Origin of the sequence: Streptomyces sp. NPDC007991 (assembly GCF_042958445.1) — a bacterium.
Taxonomy (GTDB): Bacteria; Actinomycetota; Actinomycetes; order Streptomycetales; family Streptomycetaceae; genus Streptomyces.
Window position 1 is genome coordinate 134,049 of the sequence record NZ_JBIBJD010000012.1, and the last position, 19,345, is coordinate 153,393.

17 protein-coding genes are annotated in these 19,345 nt (G+C 69.1%); 5 read left to right on the forward strand and 12 right to left on the reverse strand.

All coding sequences use genetic code 11. The features are described 5' to 3' along the window. Positions 1–2 precede the first annotated feature (2 nt). Positions 3–191, reverse strand: coding sequence for an AbrB/MazE/SpoVT family DNA-binding domain-containing protein (locus ACFZDA_RS31595; protein ID WP_391088329.1), 189 nt, complete (start codon positions 189–191; stop codon positions 3–5). An 80-nt stretch (positions 192–271) separates the two neighbouring features. Between ACFZDA_RS31595 and ACFZDA_RS31600 the strand changes: the two genes are divergently transcribed. Continuing rightward, the gene (locus tag ACFZDA_RS31600; RefSeq protein ID WP_391088331.1) at positions 272–772 is read left to right on the forward strand and encodes a very short patch repair endonuclease; all 501 of its coding nucleotides are present in this window, start codon (positions 272–274) and stop codon (positions 770–772) included. Here ACFZDA_RS31600 and ACFZDA_RS31605 read toward each other — a convergent pair. Further along, complete coding sequence (locus ACFZDA_RS31605; RefSeq protein WP_391088333.1) at positions 700–2,676, reverse strand: DNA (cytosine-5-)-methyltransferase; 1,977 nt, start codon at positions 2,674–2,676, stop codon at positions 700–702. The two genes, ACFZDA_RS31600 and ACFZDA_RS31605, sit on opposite strands and share 73 nt — an antisense overlap. Before the next feature lie 480 nt (positions 2,677–3,156). On the opposite strand from ACFZDA_RS31605, the gene ACFZDA_RS31610 reads away from it, so the two are divergent. The 3 genes from ACFZDA_RS31610 (at position 3,157) to ACFZDA_RS31620 (ending at position 7,884) form a co-directional block, all read left to right on the forward strand. After that, the gene (locus tag ACFZDA_RS31610) at positions 3,157–5,406 is read left to right on the forward strand and encodes an ATP-binding protein (RefSeq protein ID WP_391088334.1); all 2,250 of its coding nucleotides are present in this window, start codon (positions 3,157–3,159) and stop codon (positions 5,404–5,406) included. Further along, the gene (locus ACFZDA_RS31615; protein ID WP_391088336.1) at positions 5,403–6,620 is read left to right on the forward strand and encodes a hypothetical protein; all 1,218 of its coding nucleotides are present in this window, start codon (positions 5,403–5,405) and stop codon (positions 6,618–6,620) included. The genes ACFZDA_RS31610 and ACFZDA_RS31615 overlap by 4 nt, the downstream gene beginning before the upstream one ends. Positions 6,621–7,317: 697 nt before the next feature. Next, the gene (locus ACFZDA_RS31620) at positions 7,318–7,884 is read left to right on the forward strand and encodes a Chromate resistance protein ChrB (protein ID WP_391088338.1); all 567 of its coding nucleotides are present in this window, start codon (positions 7,318–7,320) and stop codon (positions 7,882–7,884) included. 32 nt (positions 7,885–7,916) lie between these two features. Here ACFZDA_RS31620 and ACFZDA_RS31625 read toward each other — a convergent pair whose 3' ends face one another. The 5 genes from ACFZDA_RS31625 to ACFZDA_RS31645 form a co-directional block, all read right to left on the reverse strand. After that, complete coding sequence (locus ACFZDA_RS31625) at positions 7,917–8,339, reverse strand: DUF1232 domain-containing protein (protein ID WP_391088339.1); 423 nt, start codon at positions 8,337–8,339, stop codon at positions 7,917–7,919. Between the two features lie 199 nt (positions 8,340–8,538). After that, positions 8,539–9,975 carry an ATP-binding protein gene (locus tag ACFZDA_RS31630; RefSeq protein WP_391088341.1) on the reverse strand — a complete coding sequence of 479 codons (1,437 nt, stop codon included), beginning with the start codon at positions 9,973–9,975 and terminating at the stop codon, positions 8,539–8,541. Beyond that, entirely contained in the window at positions 9,972–10,703 is a 732-nt protein-coding gene (locus ACFZDA_RS31635; RefSeq protein ID WP_391088342.1) for a response regulator, read from the reverse strand. The genes ACFZDA_RS31630 and ACFZDA_RS31635 overlap by 4 nt, the downstream gene beginning before the upstream one ends. A gap of 184 nt (positions 10,704–10,887) precedes the next feature. Further along, on the reverse strand, positions 10,888–11,544 hold the full coding sequence (locus tag ACFZDA_RS31640; protein ID WP_391088344.1) for a hypothetical protein: 657 nt from the start codon (positions 11,542–11,544) through the stop codon (positions 10,888–10,890). A 30-nt stretch (positions 11,545–11,574) separates the two neighbouring features. Continuing rightward, positions 11,575–11,973, reverse strand: coding sequence for a PepSY domain-containing protein (locus ACFZDA_RS31645; RefSeq protein ID WP_391088346.1), 399 nt, complete (start codon positions 11,971–11,973; stop codon positions 11,575–11,577). Between the two features lie 334 nt (positions 11,974–12,307). Here ACFZDA_RS31645 and ACFZDA_RS31650 point away from each other — a divergent pair, with 334 nt between their 5' ends. Further along, positions 12,308–14,164: a hypothetical protein gene (locus ACFZDA_RS31650; protein WP_391088348.1), complete on the forward strand. Its 1,857-nt coding sequence runs from the start codon at positions 12,308–12,310 to the stop codon at positions 14,162–14,164. Positions 14,165–14,404: 240 nt separating this feature from the next. Here ACFZDA_RS31650 and ACFZDA_RS31655 read toward each other — a convergent pair whose 3' ends face one another. From ACFZDA_RS31655 to ACFZDA_RS31675, 5 genes are all read right to left on the reverse strand, one after another. Further along, positions 14,405–15,091 carry a response regulator gene (locus tag ACFZDA_RS31655; RefSeq protein WP_391088350.1) on the reverse strand — a complete coding sequence of 229 codons (687 nt, stop codon included), beginning with the start codon at positions 15,089–15,091 and terminating at the stop codon, positions 14,405–14,407. Then, entirely contained in the window at positions 15,088–16,491 is a 1,404-nt protein-coding gene (locus tag ACFZDA_RS31660) for an ATP-binding protein (RefSeq protein WP_391088351.1), read from the reverse strand. The genes ACFZDA_RS31655 and ACFZDA_RS31660 overlap by 4 nt, the downstream gene beginning before the upstream one ends. Before the next feature lie 10 nt (positions 16,492–16,501). Continuing rightward, positions 16,502–18,496 (reverse strand): amino acid permease, encoded by a 1,995-nt coding sequence (locus ACFZDA_RS31665; protein WP_391088645.1) that lies wholly within the window; start codon positions 18,494–18,496, stop codon positions 16,502–16,504. Positions 18,497–18,560: 64 nt separating this feature from the next. Next, the gene (locus ACFZDA_RS31670; protein ID WP_391088353.1) at positions 18,561–18,749 is read right to left on the reverse strand and encodes a hypothetical protein; all 189 of its coding nucleotides are present in this window, start codon (positions 18,747–18,749) and stop codon (positions 18,561–18,563) included. 260 nt (positions 18,750–19,009) lie between these two features. Beyond that, the gene (locus ACFZDA_RS31675; RefSeq protein WP_391088355.1) at positions 19,010–19,186 is read right to left on the reverse strand and encodes a hypothetical protein; all 177 of its coding nucleotides are present in this window, start codon (positions 19,184–19,186) and stop codon (positions 19,010–19,012) included. Positions 19,187–19,345: the final 159 nt, after the last annotated feature.

A 19,345-nucleotide genomic window follows, 5' to 3' on the forward strand; every position in this document is an offset into this window, starting at 1 on the left:
CGCTACAGGGTTCCCTCTGCCAACAGGTCGTTGATCGCGTCTTCTGCACGCCTCAGCACGATGCGCCCGTCCCCGTCGCTGAACACGAGCAGCTTTGTGCCCGGGCTGATGCCTGCTTCGGCGAGGATCCCGAGCGGGAGCTTCACACGGCCTGCCTCGTCGACGTCGAGTTCTGAGGGTTCTCGGATCATCTAGGTCAGTCTGCCACCCACGCCCACGGCATGACCGCCCAAGGTGGAAGCATGGCCTCGTGAGCACACACGAATGATGGGTGAGCACGCCTTGGAGCGCACAGCTGAGAGGCCGCCGAGTACGGGACACCGAACCGGAGAAGACCCTCAGGAGCGCCGTGCACGCCCTCGGGCTCCGCTTTCGGCTGCACCGTAAGGTCGCTCCCCGCTGCACGGCAGACTTCGTGCTGCCCCGGTACTCCGTCGCGGTATTCGTCGACGGCTGCTTCTGGCACGGCTGCCCCTCCCACGGCACGCGGGAATTCCGAGGGCCGAACGTCTCGCGCCGGGAAGCCAAGATCACGACCAACATGGAAAGGGACGCCAGCAACACCGAAGCGGCGAGAGACGCCGGATGGACCGTAGTGCGCATCTGGGAGTGCGAGGTCAGGGCCGACGCCGGGCGGGCCGCCGAGCGCATCGCCCACGCCGCACACCGCAGCGTCCCAGTTCTCCCGGGAGGGCCCCGTCAGCCTGTAGTTACCGCAACATCCAAGGTGGCTTCGGTTCCCTCGTCCTCCTGCGGACGGGTCGGGCAGTAGTCGCTCAGCGGGCAGCTTCCACAGACGGGCTGCTTGTCACGACACAGGTTCTCGCCGATGAACCTGATGGCGGCCATGCGCACCGGTGCGTCCCGGCCGGCGCCGAGAAGCTTGATGAGGTTGAGCCGACCCTCGGTCAGTCGGTTGGTCAGGTGCGATTCGTTCTTTTGAACCCTCGCAGCCACCCGCAACGCACTCTGGCCGACCAGCATTATGTCGCCGCCGGCCAGCAGCCTGAACAAGGCGAGCTCAGCCGGCTTGAGCCCCATCACCTTGCTGTGATCAAGAACCGAATCCGCGTTCACCCAGACCTCGGGCTTGTCGACGACCGGACTGAGCCTGCCCTCCAGACGCTTGCGGAGTGCTGTTGTCGGCGCGGCGTTCACGAGGGCGAGATAGACGTCCTGCGTCAGTTCCCTGTGCCCAGCGACCTCGTCCATCACGTCGTAGAGCTGCTTCTGGTGCAGCTTACTTCCTGAGAGCACCGCCATGACGAGAGCCCCGAGCGGCTTCATCTTCCGGCCACCGGGGAACTGGTACCACTGCTTGCCCGCACGCTGCTCCTTGGCCCAGCGGGTCAGTTCCTCACGTACCTTCGGCCACTTGTCCGCGGCTTCGTCCCCGGCGGGAACATCGTGCGGCAGGAGAACCCGGGCCGCGGCTTCGCCCAACAGTGGGGGAACCGCGTTCCCAATCTGGCGAAAGGCGTCACTCCGCGTACCCGCGAACCGAAAGCGGTCCGGGAAGGTCTGGATCCTCGCAGCTTCACGCACGGTCAGCGTTCGCGCCTCTTCAGGATGGATGTACCAGTAACCGTCCTTGGCGATGTGCGCGGTGATGGTGCGGCTCAATTCATTCCAGTCCAATTTCTTGTACTTGTCGGTGAATTGCTCCGCGTCGTACCTCTGGAAATCCTTCTCGCCCTCTTCCAGTTTCTCTTCGAGCTCAGAGTAGAGGGTCTTGGAATCCATGACCGTGAAGATCCTGAAGTCGTCCTCACGAACCCGCCGCGTCATGTGGTCGTGAATTACACCCTTGTCTGCCCTTCTGCGCATCTCCTTGGCGAAGGAAGAGGGCTTCGGCTCCTGCTGCTCGTCATAGTCGCCGACTCGGGCACCTACCGCTTTCAAGGGCTCCGGATTGAGTGCAGGAAGGTCACCGATGGCATCCCGAAGGGTGGTCTGTTTCTTCGGCTTGCCCCACGCGAAGGCGCCACCGTCTCTCCGTGCAAGGAGGATCAGACGCTTCCTGTGCTGCGGCACGCGATAGTTCCACGCATCGACGAGACGCACCTGGGTCACGTACCCGAGACTCTCCAGCTTTGCCTCGATGATGCGGATCACGCTGAAGTCATCGCCGAGCCCCATGTCGGGGACGTTCTCCATGAGGACGGCACGTGGAAGGAGCCGCTCGACCACATCGACGTAGGCGCGCCAGAGTTCCTTACGGAGATCGTGCGGGTCACGGTTGTGGTACTCGACCAAATGCCGGATCTTGCTGCGTCCGGCGCGACTGAACGGCTGACAGGGAGGGCCTCCCGCGACGATGTCAATCTCGGCGCCAGAGTCAAGGATTCGCTGAACGAATTCGCCTCGCTGAATGTCATCCCCGAGGTCGATGCAAAGACTCATTCCCGGAAAGTTCGCTGCATGCGTCTCGCGAGCCCGCTCGTCGAAGTCCACGGCCGCAGCGGTGGTCCATCCGGCCCGTTCAAGGCCTAGGCTCAGCCCGCCGGCGCCCGAGAAGAGGTCGACAGCCAGGCGTTTATCTTTTCCGTAACCGTACTGGACCCATTTCCTGAAATCGTCCGGCTCACAGTGGTGCCTGTGCTTGTCCAGTTTGAGGTAGTCGCTCCGCTCCAGGGGCACGCCATACGTGCTTTTTGCCCCCTTCTCCTTCGCCACGACCCACTCCTCCGTACCTGACGACCTGAACGACCTCCAGGAGATCACGCACGACGCTGCGGAGGCAAGGCTTCCGGCCGGTCCACGCCGCCGCAAAGCCTCGTCTGTCACGCGGGTGACCTGCCTGGTGAACACTGCTGTTCACTCACCGTGTCCCATTGGTAACTTGAAGCAGTGTTCTACTCTTGAGCCACCCCATGTTAGAGGACACCCCTTGGGCTACTCCTCGGGACTCCCCCGTTCCGGTTGCGATACGTCCACGAACGTCACCTGTCTCAACGAACCCCCGAACCAGAAGACACGTTCGAGCACAGGGGCTGCGCCCCTTTCGCCGGGTGCCGCAACCACCGTGGACCGCTGCCCGGGCACGTACTGCCCCAAATATTCTGAGCAGCGTTTCCAGAGCCCTCCCCGCCGTTAAGATCGCAGCTGGTGCTCCTCGGGCGGGGGTGCGGGTACGAAGCGGTCAGAGGGGCGAGCGTGGACTCCGAGAACACACAGACGTTCCTACGTCCCCGTGCGCGCCTGATGAGCACACTCGGCGAGGAACTGATCAGCAACGAGCGGGTGGCGCTCACCGAGCTGGTCAAGAACGCCTACGACGCCGATGCCAGCCTGGTTGTGATCAGGTTCAACGGGCCGTTGGAGGAGGGCTACGGTTCCATCGAGGTGTGGGACGACGGACACGGCATGTCCCCCGAGACCGTCCGGGACACCTGGATGGAGATTGCCACACCGTTCCGGCACCGTGCTCCGCGCAGTGAGCAGTTCGGGCGACGCGTTCTTGGTGCAAAGGGGATCGGGCGCTTCTCCGCAGCCCGCCTCGGCGCCGTGACCGCGATCAGGAGTCGCAAGGCCGGCGGCCCCGAGGTGAACATCCGGCTCGACTGGAGCGACTTCGCCGCCGAGAACGCCTACCTCGACCAGGTGCCGGTCCAGTGGAACGTGGGCGCTCCCGAGGTGTTCGCTGACAACGGCCAAGCGCGTCGCCTCTTCGACGAGGTGACAACTGCTTTCCGCACAAGCGAGAAGCAGCGCGCATGGATGGGCTCTCACGGCACCCTCGTCCGGCTCGAAGGGCTTCGGCAGGACTGGGGGGCCGAGTCGGTGGAGAGCCTGAAGCGGTCCCTGTCCCGACTCCTCCCTCCTCCCCCTCCTGCGGAGCTGGACGTACCCGACCAGCCGGAGTTCGCGATCTACCTCTCCCTTCCGACTGGGCCGTTGGACCACCACACCGGTTTCGTCGGGGCCAGCGAAGCTCTGGCGCATCCGCACTACCGCCTCATAGGGACCATCGACGAAAACGGTCTCGCCGACCTGACCATGACCAACCTGACGTCCGGGCAGTCGGAGACCCTGAACCAGTACCTGTTCCCGTCGCATGGGAGGGCACCCAAGTGCGGTCGCCTGAAGCTCGACCTCCGTACCTGGGACCTCGACTCGGCGTCCCTCAAGGAGATGCTCAACATCGATCTCGGGGCCCGCAACATCACCGAGGTCCGTAAGCTGATCAAGGACAACAGCGGTGTCGCCCTCTACCGGGACGGCTTCCGGGTGCAGCCCTTCGGCGAGGTCGACTTCGACTGGCTGGGCTTCGACCTCCGTCGTGTGAACAACCCCACCATGCGGTTCTCCAACAACCAGGTCGCGGGTTTCGTGTACATATCGGCGGACGGCAACCCCGGGCTTCGGGACCGGTCGCACCGGGAAGGGCTCATCGACTCTCCGGAATACGAGGACCTGAAGGGCGTCCTGACCCAGGCCGTGAGCCGACTCGAGACCTGGCGCTACGGGCTGCGCCGTCCGAAGCGAGAGAGCCGCGAGTCGGATCCGATTACGGTGGACACCCCTTCCGGTGCTGGAAGCGACCGCCACGGCCTGTTCCAGAACTTCACGCTCTCGCCCGTCCGGGACGTCGTCAACTCGAAGTACCCGGACGACACCGAGTTGAGCCGCGCACTGGAGGAGGCTCAGGAAACGATCGACGAGAGCGTCGAGAAGGTCCAAGAGGTCCTCTCGCAGTTCTCCCGCCTCGCGACTCTGGGAGCGCTGGTCGACGTCGTACTGCACGACGGTCGAACGGCACTGACCCGCATCGCCTACGTCCTCCGCCGGCTGAACAAGCTGGCGGGCCGCAAGCGCGACGAGGACGAACAGCTCGCCTCCGCTCTCGCGAAGATGCACGTCGACCTCACCGCGCAGGAACAGGCTCTGGACCGGCTCTTCACCCGCGTCGAGCCGCTGAGCGGCAGGCGGCGAGGCCGTCCCCGCGCTCTTTCCCTCCAAGCCGCGATCGACGAGGCCGTCGCGGTCCACGAGGGCACGCTCGAGAAGCACGGCATCACCGTCACCGTCAGCGGCGAGGACGTGACAGTGACGGCTGACCCCGGTGACATCTCCCAGGTGGTCCACAACCTCGTAGGGAACTCGATCTACTGGCTCTCCACCCTGCCCGAGGGGAAGGAGCGCGCCATCCTCATCGAGACGAGGCGGACGCCCGAGGACGAGGTCGACATCGACGTGAGCGACAGCGGCCCCGGAGTACGTGAGGAGATCCAAGAGATGATCTTCGATACGTACTTCAGCGACAAGGAGGACGGCATCGGGCTGGGCCTCAGCATCGCCGGCAGCGTCGTGAAGGACTTCTATGACGGCGATCTGTCCCTGGTGACGCCAGGGCCCCTCGCCGGAGCCACGTTCAGGGCAAGACTGCGAAGGAGAGTTGGGTGACGGACGGGGGCGCGGTGTACCGGGTCTTGATCGTCGAGGACGAGGTGGACATCGCGGAGGAACTGTCCGAGATGCTCGTGGAGGAGCTCTCGGACCTCGGAACGCTCGACATCCACGTCGAGAACGATTTCGACGAAGCTGAACGCCTTCTGGAGACGCAGGCGTTCGATCTGGTTGTGTTAGATGTCAGGGACGCGACACGAGGTGGCTCCACCTCCCACCCCAACCTGCAGGGCCGCGAACTGTACGACCGGATAGCCAAGACCCGCTGGGTGCCGGTCGTCTTCTGTACCGGCCTCGCGGAGCAGGTGAGCGACCTGGCGCAGCCACCGCTCATCCAGGTGGTCCCGAAGAACCGGCTGGACGACGCCGTCACTGCGATACGGGACGGCCTTGAGTCCGGTGTCCCGGTCCTCACCCGGCATGTCACCGCCCTCGTGGACGAGTACGTGCGCGGATTCCTGCGGGACGAGATCGCCCCGAATTGGGACAGGCTCGCGGCTGCCGACCGTAGCCAGATCGCCCCCGCCCTCGTGCACCGCCTCGCAGCCTGGCTGAAGGAGAACGCGGTCGAGGCCCTCGGAGCAGTGCTCGGTTCCTCCGAGGACCGTGTGATGGGACACGCGTCGACCGCCCGGATGTACTTGATGCCACCGGTCACGAAACACGTGACCGCCGCAGACGTTCTGCGGGATCCCCAGGACGGCTGGTGGGTCGTCCTCACGCCTGCATGCGACCTCTACGAGGACTTGCCCAGCGGCGGCAATCGAGCGGCCAAGGCCGAGTACGTGCGTATCGCCAAGGCGGTTCCGTTGAGCGAAGCACCCTTGATCGCTCGTTGGATCGAGGCCGGATCCCCCGTCAAGGGGAGCCGGGAGCGGAACGCGGCTCTGGAGATGTTCCGCGACAACAACGCCCGTTACCGGATTTTGCCCAAGTACCTCGACATCCCGGACCTCTTGGTCGACTTCGAGATCGTGCAGTCTGTTCCCTTGGCAGAGGTCCGCTCGTGGACCCGCGTCGCCACGCTGGACAGCCCGTTCGCCGAGGCCATGCTCACCTCGCACGGGCACACGGTGGCCAGGATCGGCACCCCGGTCGTCGACTTCGAGAACATCAAGCAGTCCCTCGGGCTGGACGGAAAGGGGAAGGCCGCGGACCAGAACTCGGTTCCGAACCCGCGTACCTCGACGAGGGAGGTCAAGGAGTCCTGACTCTCGGCCCGGATGATCAGCATGTCGGCTAGCCGTCTCGCCCAAAGTGATGGTTTCTAAGGCGTGATCTGAGCTTGACTGTGTCGAGGATCTCAGACGGCAAGAGTCGTCGAGTCCTGTGATCCATAGCAGGCGAGCTGGCGCATGCTCATCGGGTTTCTGTGCCACTGATGCGAGGTGATCGCGGCTTGTGGACTATCCGTGGACGGGTGATCGATAACTGATGGGCAAGATGCCCGTGACCTGCGCAGACGCCTTAGGCTGAAGCCCCCTCCGGAGCCGTGTGCGCAGGTTCGAATCCTGCCGAGGGCACTCCGGGAAAAGCTCCTGACCTGCAGAAATACAGGTCGGGAGTTTTGGCGTTCACGTCAAAAGGCCACTTCACGAAACGGCCGACGGCCAAACCGGCGACGACATCCCGCCCCTGGTGCAGACCTCAAGGAAAGCATCGCCTTTTCCCATAACGGCGCCTGACCTGCCAAAATGTGACTGACAGCACACAGGAAAGCAAACGGTCTGGTGGGTCGTGGCTGTTGTGACGTTGACCGTTACTTCGTGGGACTCCAGGAACGAGGCCCAAGTCGTAGCCGGGCTTGGGATTCCTGGAAGGCGGTTCCGTGGATCGGTAGTTGGCGAGTGAGTGCGGACGTGTTCCGGTCACGAGGTGCTGATGCGGCGGCCAGGTTACGGTCCCGGTGTGGTGAATGAGGTGGATGTGCGGTGGCTGCTGGTGTCGGTTACGACGGCCGGGGCGGTGCCGTCGTTGCGGATGCAGGTATGGCGGAAGCTGAAGGGGCTGGGCGCGCTGTATCTGCAGCAGTCGGTGTGTCTGCTGCCCGACCGGCCCGCGGTGGCCGCCTCGGTGGCGGAGCTGGGTGAGCGGGTGCGGGCCGACGGCGGTCGGATGCGGGTCGTACACATCGAGGTCGCCGACGAGGGCGAGCGGCGCGAACTCGCGGGGGGGATGACCGCCGCCGTCGATCGCGAGTACGCGGAGGTGCTGGAGCGGTTGCCGTCGTTCTTCACGGAGCTGGAGATGGAGTCCGGGCGCGGGCGGGCCGTCTTCGCCGAGGTGGAGGAGTCCGAGGCGGACCTGGAGCGGTTCCGCTCATGGGTGGCGAAGATCGAGGCCCGGGACTACTTCGATGCCCCGCGGGGCGGCCAGGTGCGGGCCGAGCTGGCGCGGGCCGGTGAGACGCTGGCCGCGTTCGAGACGGCGGCGCTGGCCGGAGAGGACGCGGACGGCGCGACCCCGTCCCGGTAGTCCGGCATCCAGGGCGCGGCACAGAGTCCTGCCTACTTCTGGGGTGTGGTGGCCGGGAGTCCGGCAAGGCGGCGGACGATGTTCAGCCCGTCGGCGGTGCCGGGCCAGTGCCGTGTGAGGGCGTCAGTTCCGGACCGGCGGATGACGGCGCGCAGCACGAGGGCGACGGCGATGGCGTCGTCGGCGTAGCCCAGGACCGGGATGAAGTCGGGGACCAGGTCGATGGGCAGGGCCAGGTAGCCGGCCAGAACCCACAGCAGCCAGCGGGTGCGCCGGGGCAGGGTGTGGTCGCGGGCGAGGCGGGAGACCAGGCGCAGCAGGTCGGGCAGGAGTCGGACTGCCTCGGTGAGCAGGTTGCCCTTGGGGCGGGCGAATGCGAGGGCGGCGAGAAGGATCAGCCAGCACACCAGCAGGCCGACGGCGATGCCGATCAGGATCTGCCACACGTCGTTCACCGCTCACACTCCGCCGGTCGGTGTTGGGGGGGCGTGCCGCCCGCCTCCAGCGGCCATGTTACGGGTGTAACATCGCCAGCGGCTGCGGGGCCTCTCCCCCGTACGTCCCGCAGCCGCCCTCATGCGGCGCACACGCGGACCTCGGATTGGACCACTGCCTCAAAGGCGTCGGCAGCTGTCTGCCCCGCGATCAGGCTGGTCATCGCGCCGTCGCTGCTGCCCGTCCCGATCGGGACGAACCCCTCGTGGCGCTCCGACGCCCGCCGAACGCGCTCGCTGGTGAGGCGGGTTGGAGGCGGACGCGGGCGTCGAGGCCGCCACCGGGAGCCCGGTGCAGGGTGACCTCGCCGCCGGAGGCACGGACCAGGTGGCGGACGATGGGCAGGCCCAGGCCGGTGCCGTCGTGGTGGGAGTCGGAGGCGCGCCAGAACCGGTCGAAGGCCCGCTCCCGGTCCGCCTGCGGCATGCCTGGGCCCTGGTCGATGACGTGGAGTTCCGCGCCGGGGGCGCGGGTGAGGGTGAGTGTGGTGCCGGGCGGGGCCACGCGCAGCGCGTTGGCGACCAGGTTGTCGATGATCTGCTCCAGCGCCCCCGGGATCGCCCAGACCCAGCCTGCTGTCGTGCCGGTGACGGCGAGGGCGACGTGCTGTTCGGCGGCGAGCGGCTCCCACATCGCGGCACGGTCGGCCAGTACGGCATCCAGGTCGGTCGGTTCCGGGGTGGTGGCGGTGTTCTCCAGGCGGGCCAGGGCGAGCAACCCGTGCACCATGCGGGCCAGCCGCTCGACCTCGCCGACGGCTTCGTCCAGGCTGTCGTGGGCGCGCGGGTCGAGGTAGGGCTCGAAGTTCTCCAGCCGCAGTCGCAGCGCGGTCAGCGGGGTCTTGAGCTGGTGGGAGGCTTCCCCGGCGAACGCCTGCTGGGCATCGAGCAGTTGGTGCAGGCGGGTGGCGGTGTGCGTGAAGGTGGCGGCCAGTTCGCGTAGTTCGGGCGGGCCGGTGGTGGCGTCGGGCGGGTTGGTCAGATGGCCGTCGGCGAGCTGAGTGGTGGCACGGTGCAGGGTGCGCAGCGGACGGGTGATCCAGCGGGCCAGGGTGAAGGCGACCAGGGCGACCGCGGCCAGGATGGAGGCCCCGGCCAGGGCCAGGGCGAGCCAGACCCGGTGCACCCGGTCGGTGACCATGGTCATCGGGTACGTGAGCCGCAGCGCGCCGCGGATCGTGGTGCCGGAGGCGCCCGGCTGGGTGGCGTACAGGACGTCACCACCGCCGGTGTCCGTGCGGGTGCCGGTGGCGGGCCGGTTGTTCAGGGCGGTGGCGATGTCCGGCTCGGCGGACAGGTCCGTGCCGGTGGGGACGGCGGAGCCGGAGGCGGCCAGCACCACGCCGGTGCGGTCGACCACGATGACCTGGCCGCCGGTGCGGGCGGTGTAGTCGCCGATCAGCGCGGGCAGTTCGGTGGTGTTGCCCTCTTCGATGTTCTCCTCGGTGACCTCGGCGAGCATCGTCGCGTCCCGTTCGACGGTCTGGGAGAAGCGGGAGGTCTCGCCGCGGGCGTAGAGGTAGCCGAGCGGGATCTCCAGGCCGGCCAGCACGAGCAGGGCCAGGCCGAGGTAGCTGTACAGCAGCCGCCGGGTCATCGGGCGGCCTCGGGCGGCGGATCCCCCGGCACGGTCAGGCGGAAGCCGACGCCGCGCGCGGTCGTGATCCAGGCGGGGTCGCCGAGCTTGCGGCGCAGGGCGGCGACGTGGGCGTCGAGGGTCTTGGTGGGGCCGAAGAAGTGCGGGTCCCACACCGCGTCCATGATCTGCTGGCGGGAGTGCACGGCCCCGGGGTCCTGGGCGAGGTACGCGAGCAGGTCGAACTCCCTCGGGGACAGGGCGACTTCGCGCGCGTCGAGACGGACCTGGCGGGTGCGCCGGTCGATCTGCAACGGGCCGATCTGCCGCGGTGCGGGCGCCGCCGCGGGGGTAGCGGAGGACGCCTCCGGTCCCGTCGGGACGGCAGGCAGGGCGCCGGTGCGACGGGTGACCGCGCGGATGCGGGCCACCAACTCCCGTACGCCGAACGGCTTGGCCATGTAGTCGTCCGCGCCGAGCTCCAGGCCCGCCACCCGGTCGGCCTCCTCGCCCCGGGCGGTGATCATGATGATCGGGATGGGGGAGCGGGCCCGCAGGCTGCGGCACACGTCCAGGCCGTCCATGTCCGGCAGCCCGAGGTCGAGCAGGACCAGATCCGGGGATACGGCGGCATCGGCCAGTCCGGCGGCGCCGGTGCGCACCCGGTCCACCGTGTAGCCGTAGCGTCCCAGCCCCTCGGTGAGGGGCCCGGCGATCCGGTCGTCGTCTTCGATGAGCAGCAGCCGCATGGCGACAGGCTCGCACAGGCGTGCCACGGGAGTTGGGGTGTTCACGAGAACCCGCCTGAGACCTGGGGGAACGGACGATGGCGCGGCGTTGGGGGCGGTGCCGGGGACTGCCCGGCCGGTCAACTCGGGAGGAACGACCGGCCGGGCAGCGGTGGCGGGGCTGCGACCCGCCGGCCCCGGGGAGTCAGCCGTCGTCGTCGCCGTCTTCGCGCTCGCCGCCCTCGCTGCCGTCATCCTCCCGGTCGTCTTCCCCGCGCCCGTCGTCGCGCTGGTGGCCGGCGCCGGGCAGCAGGCTGGTTGCGGTCGGCGCAACAGACACGCCGTCTCCGCCGGCAGCAGGGGGCGAGGCCGAGGCCGTGGCGGCCGGGGGGAGAGTCGGCTCGGTGGGTGATTTCGGCGCGGAGACCTGGGCGGTACCGCCGGAGCCGCTGGGAACCGAGTCGGAGGAGACCGTGTCGCTCACCATCGACAGGGCCACGCCGAAGCCGCTCATGACCACCAGTGCGGCAGCCACCATCAGGACCGGCCTGCGCCGGGCGGCCCTCTGCTGCCACCGGCCCGCCGGGCGCGATCGGGCTCGGTCCGCCCGCCGCTGCCCCTCGCCCGTGCTGTCCGACTCCTCAGTGGGACCCGGTGCCGACGCGACGTCGGGCGGCTGTCCGCCCGCCGACCAGGACTGCGACGGCGGGGGCGAGGCGTGCTCGGGGTAGTCGAAGGAGTCCTCCGCGTAGCGGGCTGCGTAGCCGCCCTCCGCCGAGCCCAGAGCATCGGGGCCGAACACCGCCGTCGCGTCGGTCTCCGGCTCCCGGGGTGGCGCGGAGTGTGCGGGGTCGATGGGCATGGCACTCCTCCCTTCCGGTCGGTCCAGGGATCAGCTGCCGTCCTCGTCGCCCTCCTCGTCCTTGGTCTTGACGACCTTGTACGTCGCGGGGTCGAGGTAGACCTCGACCTCACTGCCGTCCGCCTTCTTGATCTCCACCGCGTACATCCCGGGGTTCTCCGCGTCCTCCTCGGACTTGACCACCGTGCCCGGGTAGGCCGCCAGCGCCGCCGCCTCGGCCTTCTGCTTCGCCTCACCAGTCAGCGGCGTCTCCGCCGGATCGCCGCCTGCCGCCTCCTTGGCGCCGTCCTCGGCGGGAGCGGCAGCCTGCGTATCGCTCGCGCCGGCGGCGGAATCACCGGAGTCGGAACCGCCGCCGCAGGCGACGAGCGCGAACATCAGCACGGCGGCGGGAACGGCGGCCAGGGCACGACGGGGCATTGCACGCATCACGTGTCTCCAGTGCGGTAGGGGTGCGGAGCCCGAGAACCGGACTTCCGGGGGAACGTCAACGACCTTAGGAACACGTCGTCGAGCGCAAGCCCAGAGAAGCCACAGCAGCAGACCAGCAAACGGCCAATCTTTCGCCACCCGCTGCCATCGGGCCGTTGCAGCCGAGGGTGGCAGGCAACCACTGAGGGGCATTCTGGGCACGTTCCCGCTCAGCACCAGGGGTCTACGCGTCGCCGCCGGGGGTGATGCGGTGGTGGGCGCCGCGGGCGCTTGTTGCTGGTCCGCGCCCAGGCTGTCTCGGGTGTGTGGGTCTGTGCCGCATAATCCTCGCGTGTCCGAAACTCCCGTCCCGATACCGTCGGGATCCGTTCCGGCAGGTACGCCCGCCTGGTCGTCCGCCGACGCCGCCCAGTGGGTGCAGACCCGGCCGGCAAACTGGGCACGGCCGATGTGGTCCGTGCCGGCGCTGCTGGTCACCGTCGTTTGGGCCATCGCGGTGGAGCCGGAACCGCCGTGCAGTGATGCGGTGCCGTGTGGGCCGGACTGGGGCGGCATGGTGCAGATGGGCCTGGCCGTGGGCCTGTTGTACTGGCTCGCCCGGCTGCCGGAACTCACGCTGATCGCCGCGCCCGCCCTGGCGGCCATCGTGGCAGGGGTCGAGCTACCTGGCGCCGACGCGATGTCCCAGGCCGCGAACGTCGCCATAATCGCGGCTCTCGCTTTCGGCTGGGCCGCGGCCCTCGAGCGACTGGCCGCCCGCTCCAGGCAGCGGCACATCGCGGAGCGGGCCGCGGGAGTGCCGCACCCGCTGCCCGAACCCGTCGGCCCACTCGCCCGAGGGGCGCTCCCGATCGCCGCCGCTCTGGCCTTGTGTGCTGTGGCCGCCGGTGCGGTCCTCATGGGGCTGAGAGGCATCCACGCGGACGAGCAGCATGCGGCCCGGGCTGTGCGCATCACAGCAGAAGTGGTCAGCCGGGGCGAGGAGTCGGTACGGCTGCGCACCGACGACGCACGGCGCGTCACTGTCGACTCGTACTTCCCGGAGGACTACGGCGTCGGCAGCACGGTGGCCGTGCTGGAGGACGGCTCGTGGCGTCGGCTGGTCGCCGAGCCGTACGACGCTTTCGGCTGGCAGTTGCTGGTGCTGGCCGCCGGGCTGCCCGGCCTGTCCCTGCTCACGGTGGGTGTCCTCGCCCGCCATCGTGCCGCGGCGCTGCGTCGCGCACCGGTGCCGGCCCTGCGCGTGCTGGAACGCACCGATCAGGAAGGCCGGACCTGGGTGTTCGCGGCCGGCGACAGCTCAGGCCGCGGCCCCCTCTTCACCTGCCTGCTCACAGCGGCGCTCCCGGGCGGGGCCGAGCCCTCGAACCGCACCGGATGCGATGACGAGGAGGCGGAACTCTTCGTCGTCGACACGCGATTGCACGAAGCGGTCATACTCGGCGCTCCGTACGACGGCGGTGAACTGCTCCTTGTCACGACGGACCGGGGCGGGCATCCGATCGTGACCCGTACCGCCAGCCCGCTCCGACTCCCCCGAACCGGCAGGGCCCCACTCCCAGCCCCTCACACCCTCACAGCAGCCCCCTCCGGCGCCACAAAGACACGTCACCAGGCCCAGGCGGACCGCGTCTCCGCCACTCTGACACCCGCAAGCCGCCCTCTGCGCTGGGGACCAGGCCATGTGGGACGAGCGGCGGGACTGGCCTTCACCGCGGGCGTGGCAGCCGGCATCTCCTACTTCACGCATTCCCTCGTGACCGGCGGCTTCGGCTGGGAGATCCTCCCCCTGCTCGGGCTGCTCATGTGGATCAACCTGGCGGCCGTCCTCCTCAACTGGCGCGTCACCGCCGACAGCACCGGCCTGTGGCTGGCTGGGGCCTGGACGGTACGCCACGTCCCATGGGAACGGCTGCGGGCGGCCCAGTACACCGATGAGGGCGGCGTGGAGATACGCCTGTCGGACGGCAGCACCTGGCATCTGACGGGCCTGGGTGAGCCGCGGCTGGAGCGACGTCTGCGGATGCGTCCGTCTTACGTCCGCATGGTCGAGGAGGTCACCGCGCTGCGCCTCCACCCGGAACTGCGCCCCATCGACCGCAGCACGCCGCGCGACCACGGCCTGCCGCTCGGCCCCGTTCTGCTCCTCCTCATCGCCCTCACCACGGCAGCCGCGCTCTTCGCGTGAGCGGGCACAGGCCCGGCCGTGGATCGGGGTTCCCGGCATCCGCGCGACCGGCTTTGCCAGGCGCTGGCCGGGTGCCGCGTCGGCCAGGGCCCGTCCAGCACGGCGGCTGCTCCGCCGATCGCCGACCCGGACGACACCGCGCCGGAGGTCGCCGCGCTGATGGCGCGGGTGCGCGGCCCGACGGTCGCGGTCGCCGCGAAGAGATGGGCTGTCGTCGGTTCCGGGGCGGCGACTGCGGAGTCAGGTGGGGGTGTCGGGGGTGAAGCGGTAGCCGATGCCGGGTTCGGTGATGAGGTAGCGGGGTTGGGAGGGTTCCGGTTCGAGTTTGCGGCGGAGGTTGGCGAGGTGGACGCGCAGGTAGTTGGTTTCCTTCTCGTAGCGCGGCCCCCAGACCTCCTGGAGGAGTTGGCGTTGGGTGACCAGGCGTCCGGGGTGGCGGACGAGGACTTCGAGCAGGTGCCATTCGGTGGGGGTGAGGCGGATTTCGCCGGCGGCGGTGGTGACGCGCTTGGCGGACAGGTCGACGGTGAAGGCCGCTGTGGCGACCACGGGCTGTTCGTCGGCGGGGGCGGCACGGCGTAGGGCGGCGCGGATGCGGGCGAGGAGTTCGCCCATGCCGAAGGGCTTGGTGACGTAGTCGTCGGCGCCGGCGTCCAGGGCGTTGATCTTGGCGGTCTCGTCGTGGCGGGCGGACAGGACGATGATCGGGGCGGTGGACCAGCCGCGGAGGCTTTCGACGATGTTGATGCCGTCGAGGTCGGGCAGGCCGAGGTCGATGACGGCCAGGTCGGGGGCGTTGGTGGCGGCGGCCCGCAGGGCGGTGGTGGCGTCGGGGGCGGCGTTGGTCTGGTAGCCGCGGGCGGTCAGGGCGATGGTCAGGGCGCGCAGCAGGTGGGGGTCGTCGTCGACGATGAGGATGCGGGTCATGGTGCTGTGGGGAGGGTGAGGGTCATGGTCAGGCCGCCGCCCGGGGTGTCGGTGGGTGTGAGGGTGCCGTTCATGGCTTGGGTGAAGCCGCGGGCGATGGCCAGGCCCAGTCCGAGGCCGTGATGGGTGGTGTGGTCGTTCAGGCGCTGGAAGGGGGCGAAGATGCGTTCTCGCTGGTCGGCGGGGATGCCGGGGCCGTGGTCGGTGACCTGCAGGAGGATCACGTTTGCTTCCTGGCGGGCGTGCACGTGGACCGGCCGGCCGGGTGGTCCGGCGTCGAGTGCGTTGGCGACCAGGTTGGCGATGACGCGTTCCAGCAGGCCGGGGTCGGCCCAGGCGGGCGGCAGGTCGTCGGGGACGTCGACGTCGACGGCGCGTCCGGGGGGCGGCGGAGTGTGCAGGAGGGCGGCGGCGGTGATCTCGTCCAGCGCGGTGGCGCGGGGGTGGACGCTGAGGGCGCCGGCTTGCAGGCGGCTGAGCGCGAGGAGGTTTTCGACCAGGTCGCTCATCTTGTCGGCGGAGGCGTCCACGGTGGCCAGGAGTTCGGCCTGCTGGGCGTCGGTGAGTTCCAGGTCGGTCTCGCGCAGGCTGGACACGCACGCCTTGATGCCGGCGAGCGGGGTGCGCAGGTCGTGACCGACGGCGGCCAGCAGCGCGGCCCGAAGTTTGTCGATCTCGGTCAGCTCCCTCGCGCGGGCGGCCTCGGATGCGAGGCGCTCGGCCTGCAGCGCGCGGGCTGCGGCGGTGGCCAGCAGGGTGAGGAAGCGCTGGTCGGCGGCGAAGACGGGCGGGCCGTCCGCCACCAGTCGCAGGTGTTCCCCGGCCGGTGCGGACAGCGTCGGGTCAGCCGATGGCGGCTCGCCGACAACGGCGACCGGGCGTTCGCCGCCGGCGTCGCGTTCCAGCAGCGCGGCGCCGGTCATGCCGAAGGTGTCCCGGACGTGCTCCAGCACCGCGCGCAGTGGCCGCTCCTCCAGTGGCGCCTCGGTGATCCGGGCCAGCAGGGCGGCCTCGACGCCGCTGCGGGCGGCGGCGGCTCGCTGCCGGGCGGCCAGGTCGACCGCGACGCTGACGGTGGTGGCGACCACCACGTAGACGGCCAGGGTGATGACCAGGTCACGGTTCTCGGCGGTGAGGGTGTGGAAGGGCGGCACGAAGAAGAAGTTGACCAGCACATCGGAGGCGACCGCGGCCGCCAGCGCCAGGCGGAGGCCGCCGGTGGCGGCCACGATGACCACCGCCGTGAGATAGATCAGCACGATGCTCGCCAGCGACAGCGAGCCCCGCACGGGCACCAGGGCCACAGTGAGGACGGCCAGGCCGGCCCCGGTGGCGCCGGCCGCGGCCAGCCGACGGCCGGGGCGTCGGCCACCATCGTGCGACAGCTGCAAGCCCTTCATGATTCGAACGCTAGCCGATCTTCGAGCCGGCGCCGGGTGCGGTGGGGTACGGCTGATGTGCGGCCACGCGATGGCTGGAGTCCAGCTGCCACGGCACGCTGGTGACCATCACCCCGCGCTGGAACAGCAGCCGGGCCTTGAGCCGCAGCGCCGATTGGTTGTGCAGCAGCTGCTCCCACCAGTGGCCGACCACGTACTCGGGGATGTACACGGCGATCAGGTCCTGGGGGTGCTCACGGTGCAGACGCGCGATGTGCTCCAGCACCGAGCCGGTGATGTCCCGGTACGGGGAGGCCATCACCGTCAGCGGCACCGGGATCTGACGCTCCTCCCACTCGGTGCGCAGCGCGCTCACCTCCTCGTCGCTCATCTGGACAGTGAGAGCTGTCAGGGAGTCCGGGCGGGTGGCCTTGGCGTAGCCCAGCGCGCGCAGGGTGGGCTGGTGCAACTGCGAGACCAGCACCACCGCGTGGGTGCGGCTGGGCAGCACGATGCCGCCCGGCTGCGGGCGCAGTTCACGAGCCACGCGGTCGTAGTGGCGGCGGATGCCGCGCATCATCACGTACAGCACCGGCATGGCGATCACCACCAGGTAGGCGCCATGGCTGAACTTGGTGACCAGGACCACGACCAGCACCAGCGCGGTCAGACACGCGCCGACCGCGTTGATCACGCGCGAGCGGTGAATACGCCGGCGCTGTCCCGGATCGGCCACACTCGCCAGTTCACGGTTCCAGTGCCGGACCATCCCGGCCTGGGACAGCGTGAAGGAGGTGAACACGCCCAGGATGTAGAGCTGGATCAGACGGGTCACCGACCCCTGGAAGGCGTAGATCAGGGTCCCGGCGACCACGGCCAGGATGATGATGCCGTTGGAGAACGCCAGCCGGTCCCCGCGGGTGTGCAGTTGCCGGGGCAGGTAGCGGTGCTCGGCCAGGATCGCCGACAGCAGCGGGAAGCCGTTGAAGGCGGTGTTGGCCGCCAGGATCAGGATCAATGCGGTCGCGGCCTGGATGTAGAAGAACATCACCGTGTCCGTCCCGCCGAAGACCGCTGCCGCGATCTGCGCGATCACCGTGCGCTGGGATCCGGTCGCGCAGTTCCCGGGGAAGCCGACCAGCCGGCAGGCGTCGTCCACGTAGTGCACGTGGCCGATCATGGCCAGTGCGGTGATACCGGCGAACATGGTGATCGACAGTGCGCCCATCACCGCCATGGTGGTGGCCGCGTTGCGTGCCTTGGGGGGCCTGAACGCCGGCACTCCGTTGGAGATGGCCTCCGCTCCGGTCAGTGCCGTGCAGCCGGAGGAGAACGCCCGCAGCGCCAGCAGCACCAGCGCCATGCCGGTCAGCCCCAGATGCCCTGGCTCGGCGCGGACCTGCCACCCGGCGCTCTCCGCCACCGGGGCATGGCCGAAGGCCGTCTGCAGCAGCCCGGTGGCGACCATGGCCAGGACGCCGGCGATGAACAGATAGGTCGGCACCGCGAACATCCGCCCCGACTCGCGCACCCCGCGCAGATTCATCGCGGTCAGCAGCGCCACGAACCCCAGGTTCACCGCGACCCTGTACGGGTCCAGTGCCGGCACTGCGGAAATGATGTTGTCCACGCCTGCCGCCACCGACACGGCCACCGTCATCACGTAGTCCACCAGCAGCGCCGAGGCCACCACCAGTCCCGCCCACGGGCCCAGGTTGCGGGAGGCCACCTCATACGAGCCACCGCCGGAAGGGTAAGCCTGCACCACCTGCCGGTAGGACAGCACCACCACCGCCAGCAGCACCACCACAGCGGCCGCCACCCACGGAGCCAGGTGCAGATAGGCCAGGCCGCCCAGCGTCAGCACCAGCAGGATCTCCTGCGTCGCATACGCCACCGACGACAACGGGTCACTGGCAAAGACCGGCAGGGCGATCCGCTTCGGCAGCATCTGCTCACCCAAACGGTCGCTGCTGAGCGGGCGGCCCACGATCAGCCGCTTGAACGATATCGACACATTCGGCAGCCAATGCGCCCCGAGAAGCGGCGCCCGGATCTTCGCGCGTTCTTAACGCCGCGTCCGGCCATCTTCACGCCGTCTTGGCGTGGGCCTCCGCCCGTCCTCGGCGCGCTGTCCAGCGTCGACGCAGCCAGTCGCCGATCTCCCCCATGACGACCAGGAACGCGGAGGAGGCGGCACAGGACGTGAGGGAGGCAGCCTGGCGGACGGCCTGCCCAAGCAACCACAAAGCCAGAGCGAGCAGCAGCCACCAGGCCATGAGTGACAAGATGTGCCGCCACAAGCTTGTGCGGCCGGTCATCGGGCGGTGGCCCGGGTTCGCTGGGTGGCAACGATCCCCACCACGCACCCCGCGAGGATCACCACCATCGACACGCCAGTGGCGGCCAGGATGAAGGGTGGGTGCTCCTTGCGGGCAAGCGGTCGATGACCGGTTCAAGGGGCCGTAGGCCAGCTCCGCACGGTACGTCGGTCCTCGCCACCGCCAACACCCCTGGCGTGCGCAGTCAGCGGGCCCGTTCACTGCGCCGCTCCCCCGGTCGCCATGGCCAGTAGCAGCGCGGCGAGACCGGTCGGCAGGTTCCGTATGAACTGGAGCATCCGGGCGCTGTTGGGGACCTTGTTCGGACCGGGCAGCCAGGTTGCCGCCGTGAGCAGCAGCGCGAGCACGCACAGCATCGCGTGGCCCGGCGGCACGCGGGAGATCCCGCACCGGCAGCCCCGCGGACGCGAATCCTGCCGGATCCTGGCAACCGGATGGCATTCCGAGCGCCCGCCCCCCCCCTCCAGCCTCCAGTAGCCGGTGGTCGGCCCCTTGTTCGGTGCGGACGACCGTAGAGGCCAGACTCGCTGGGG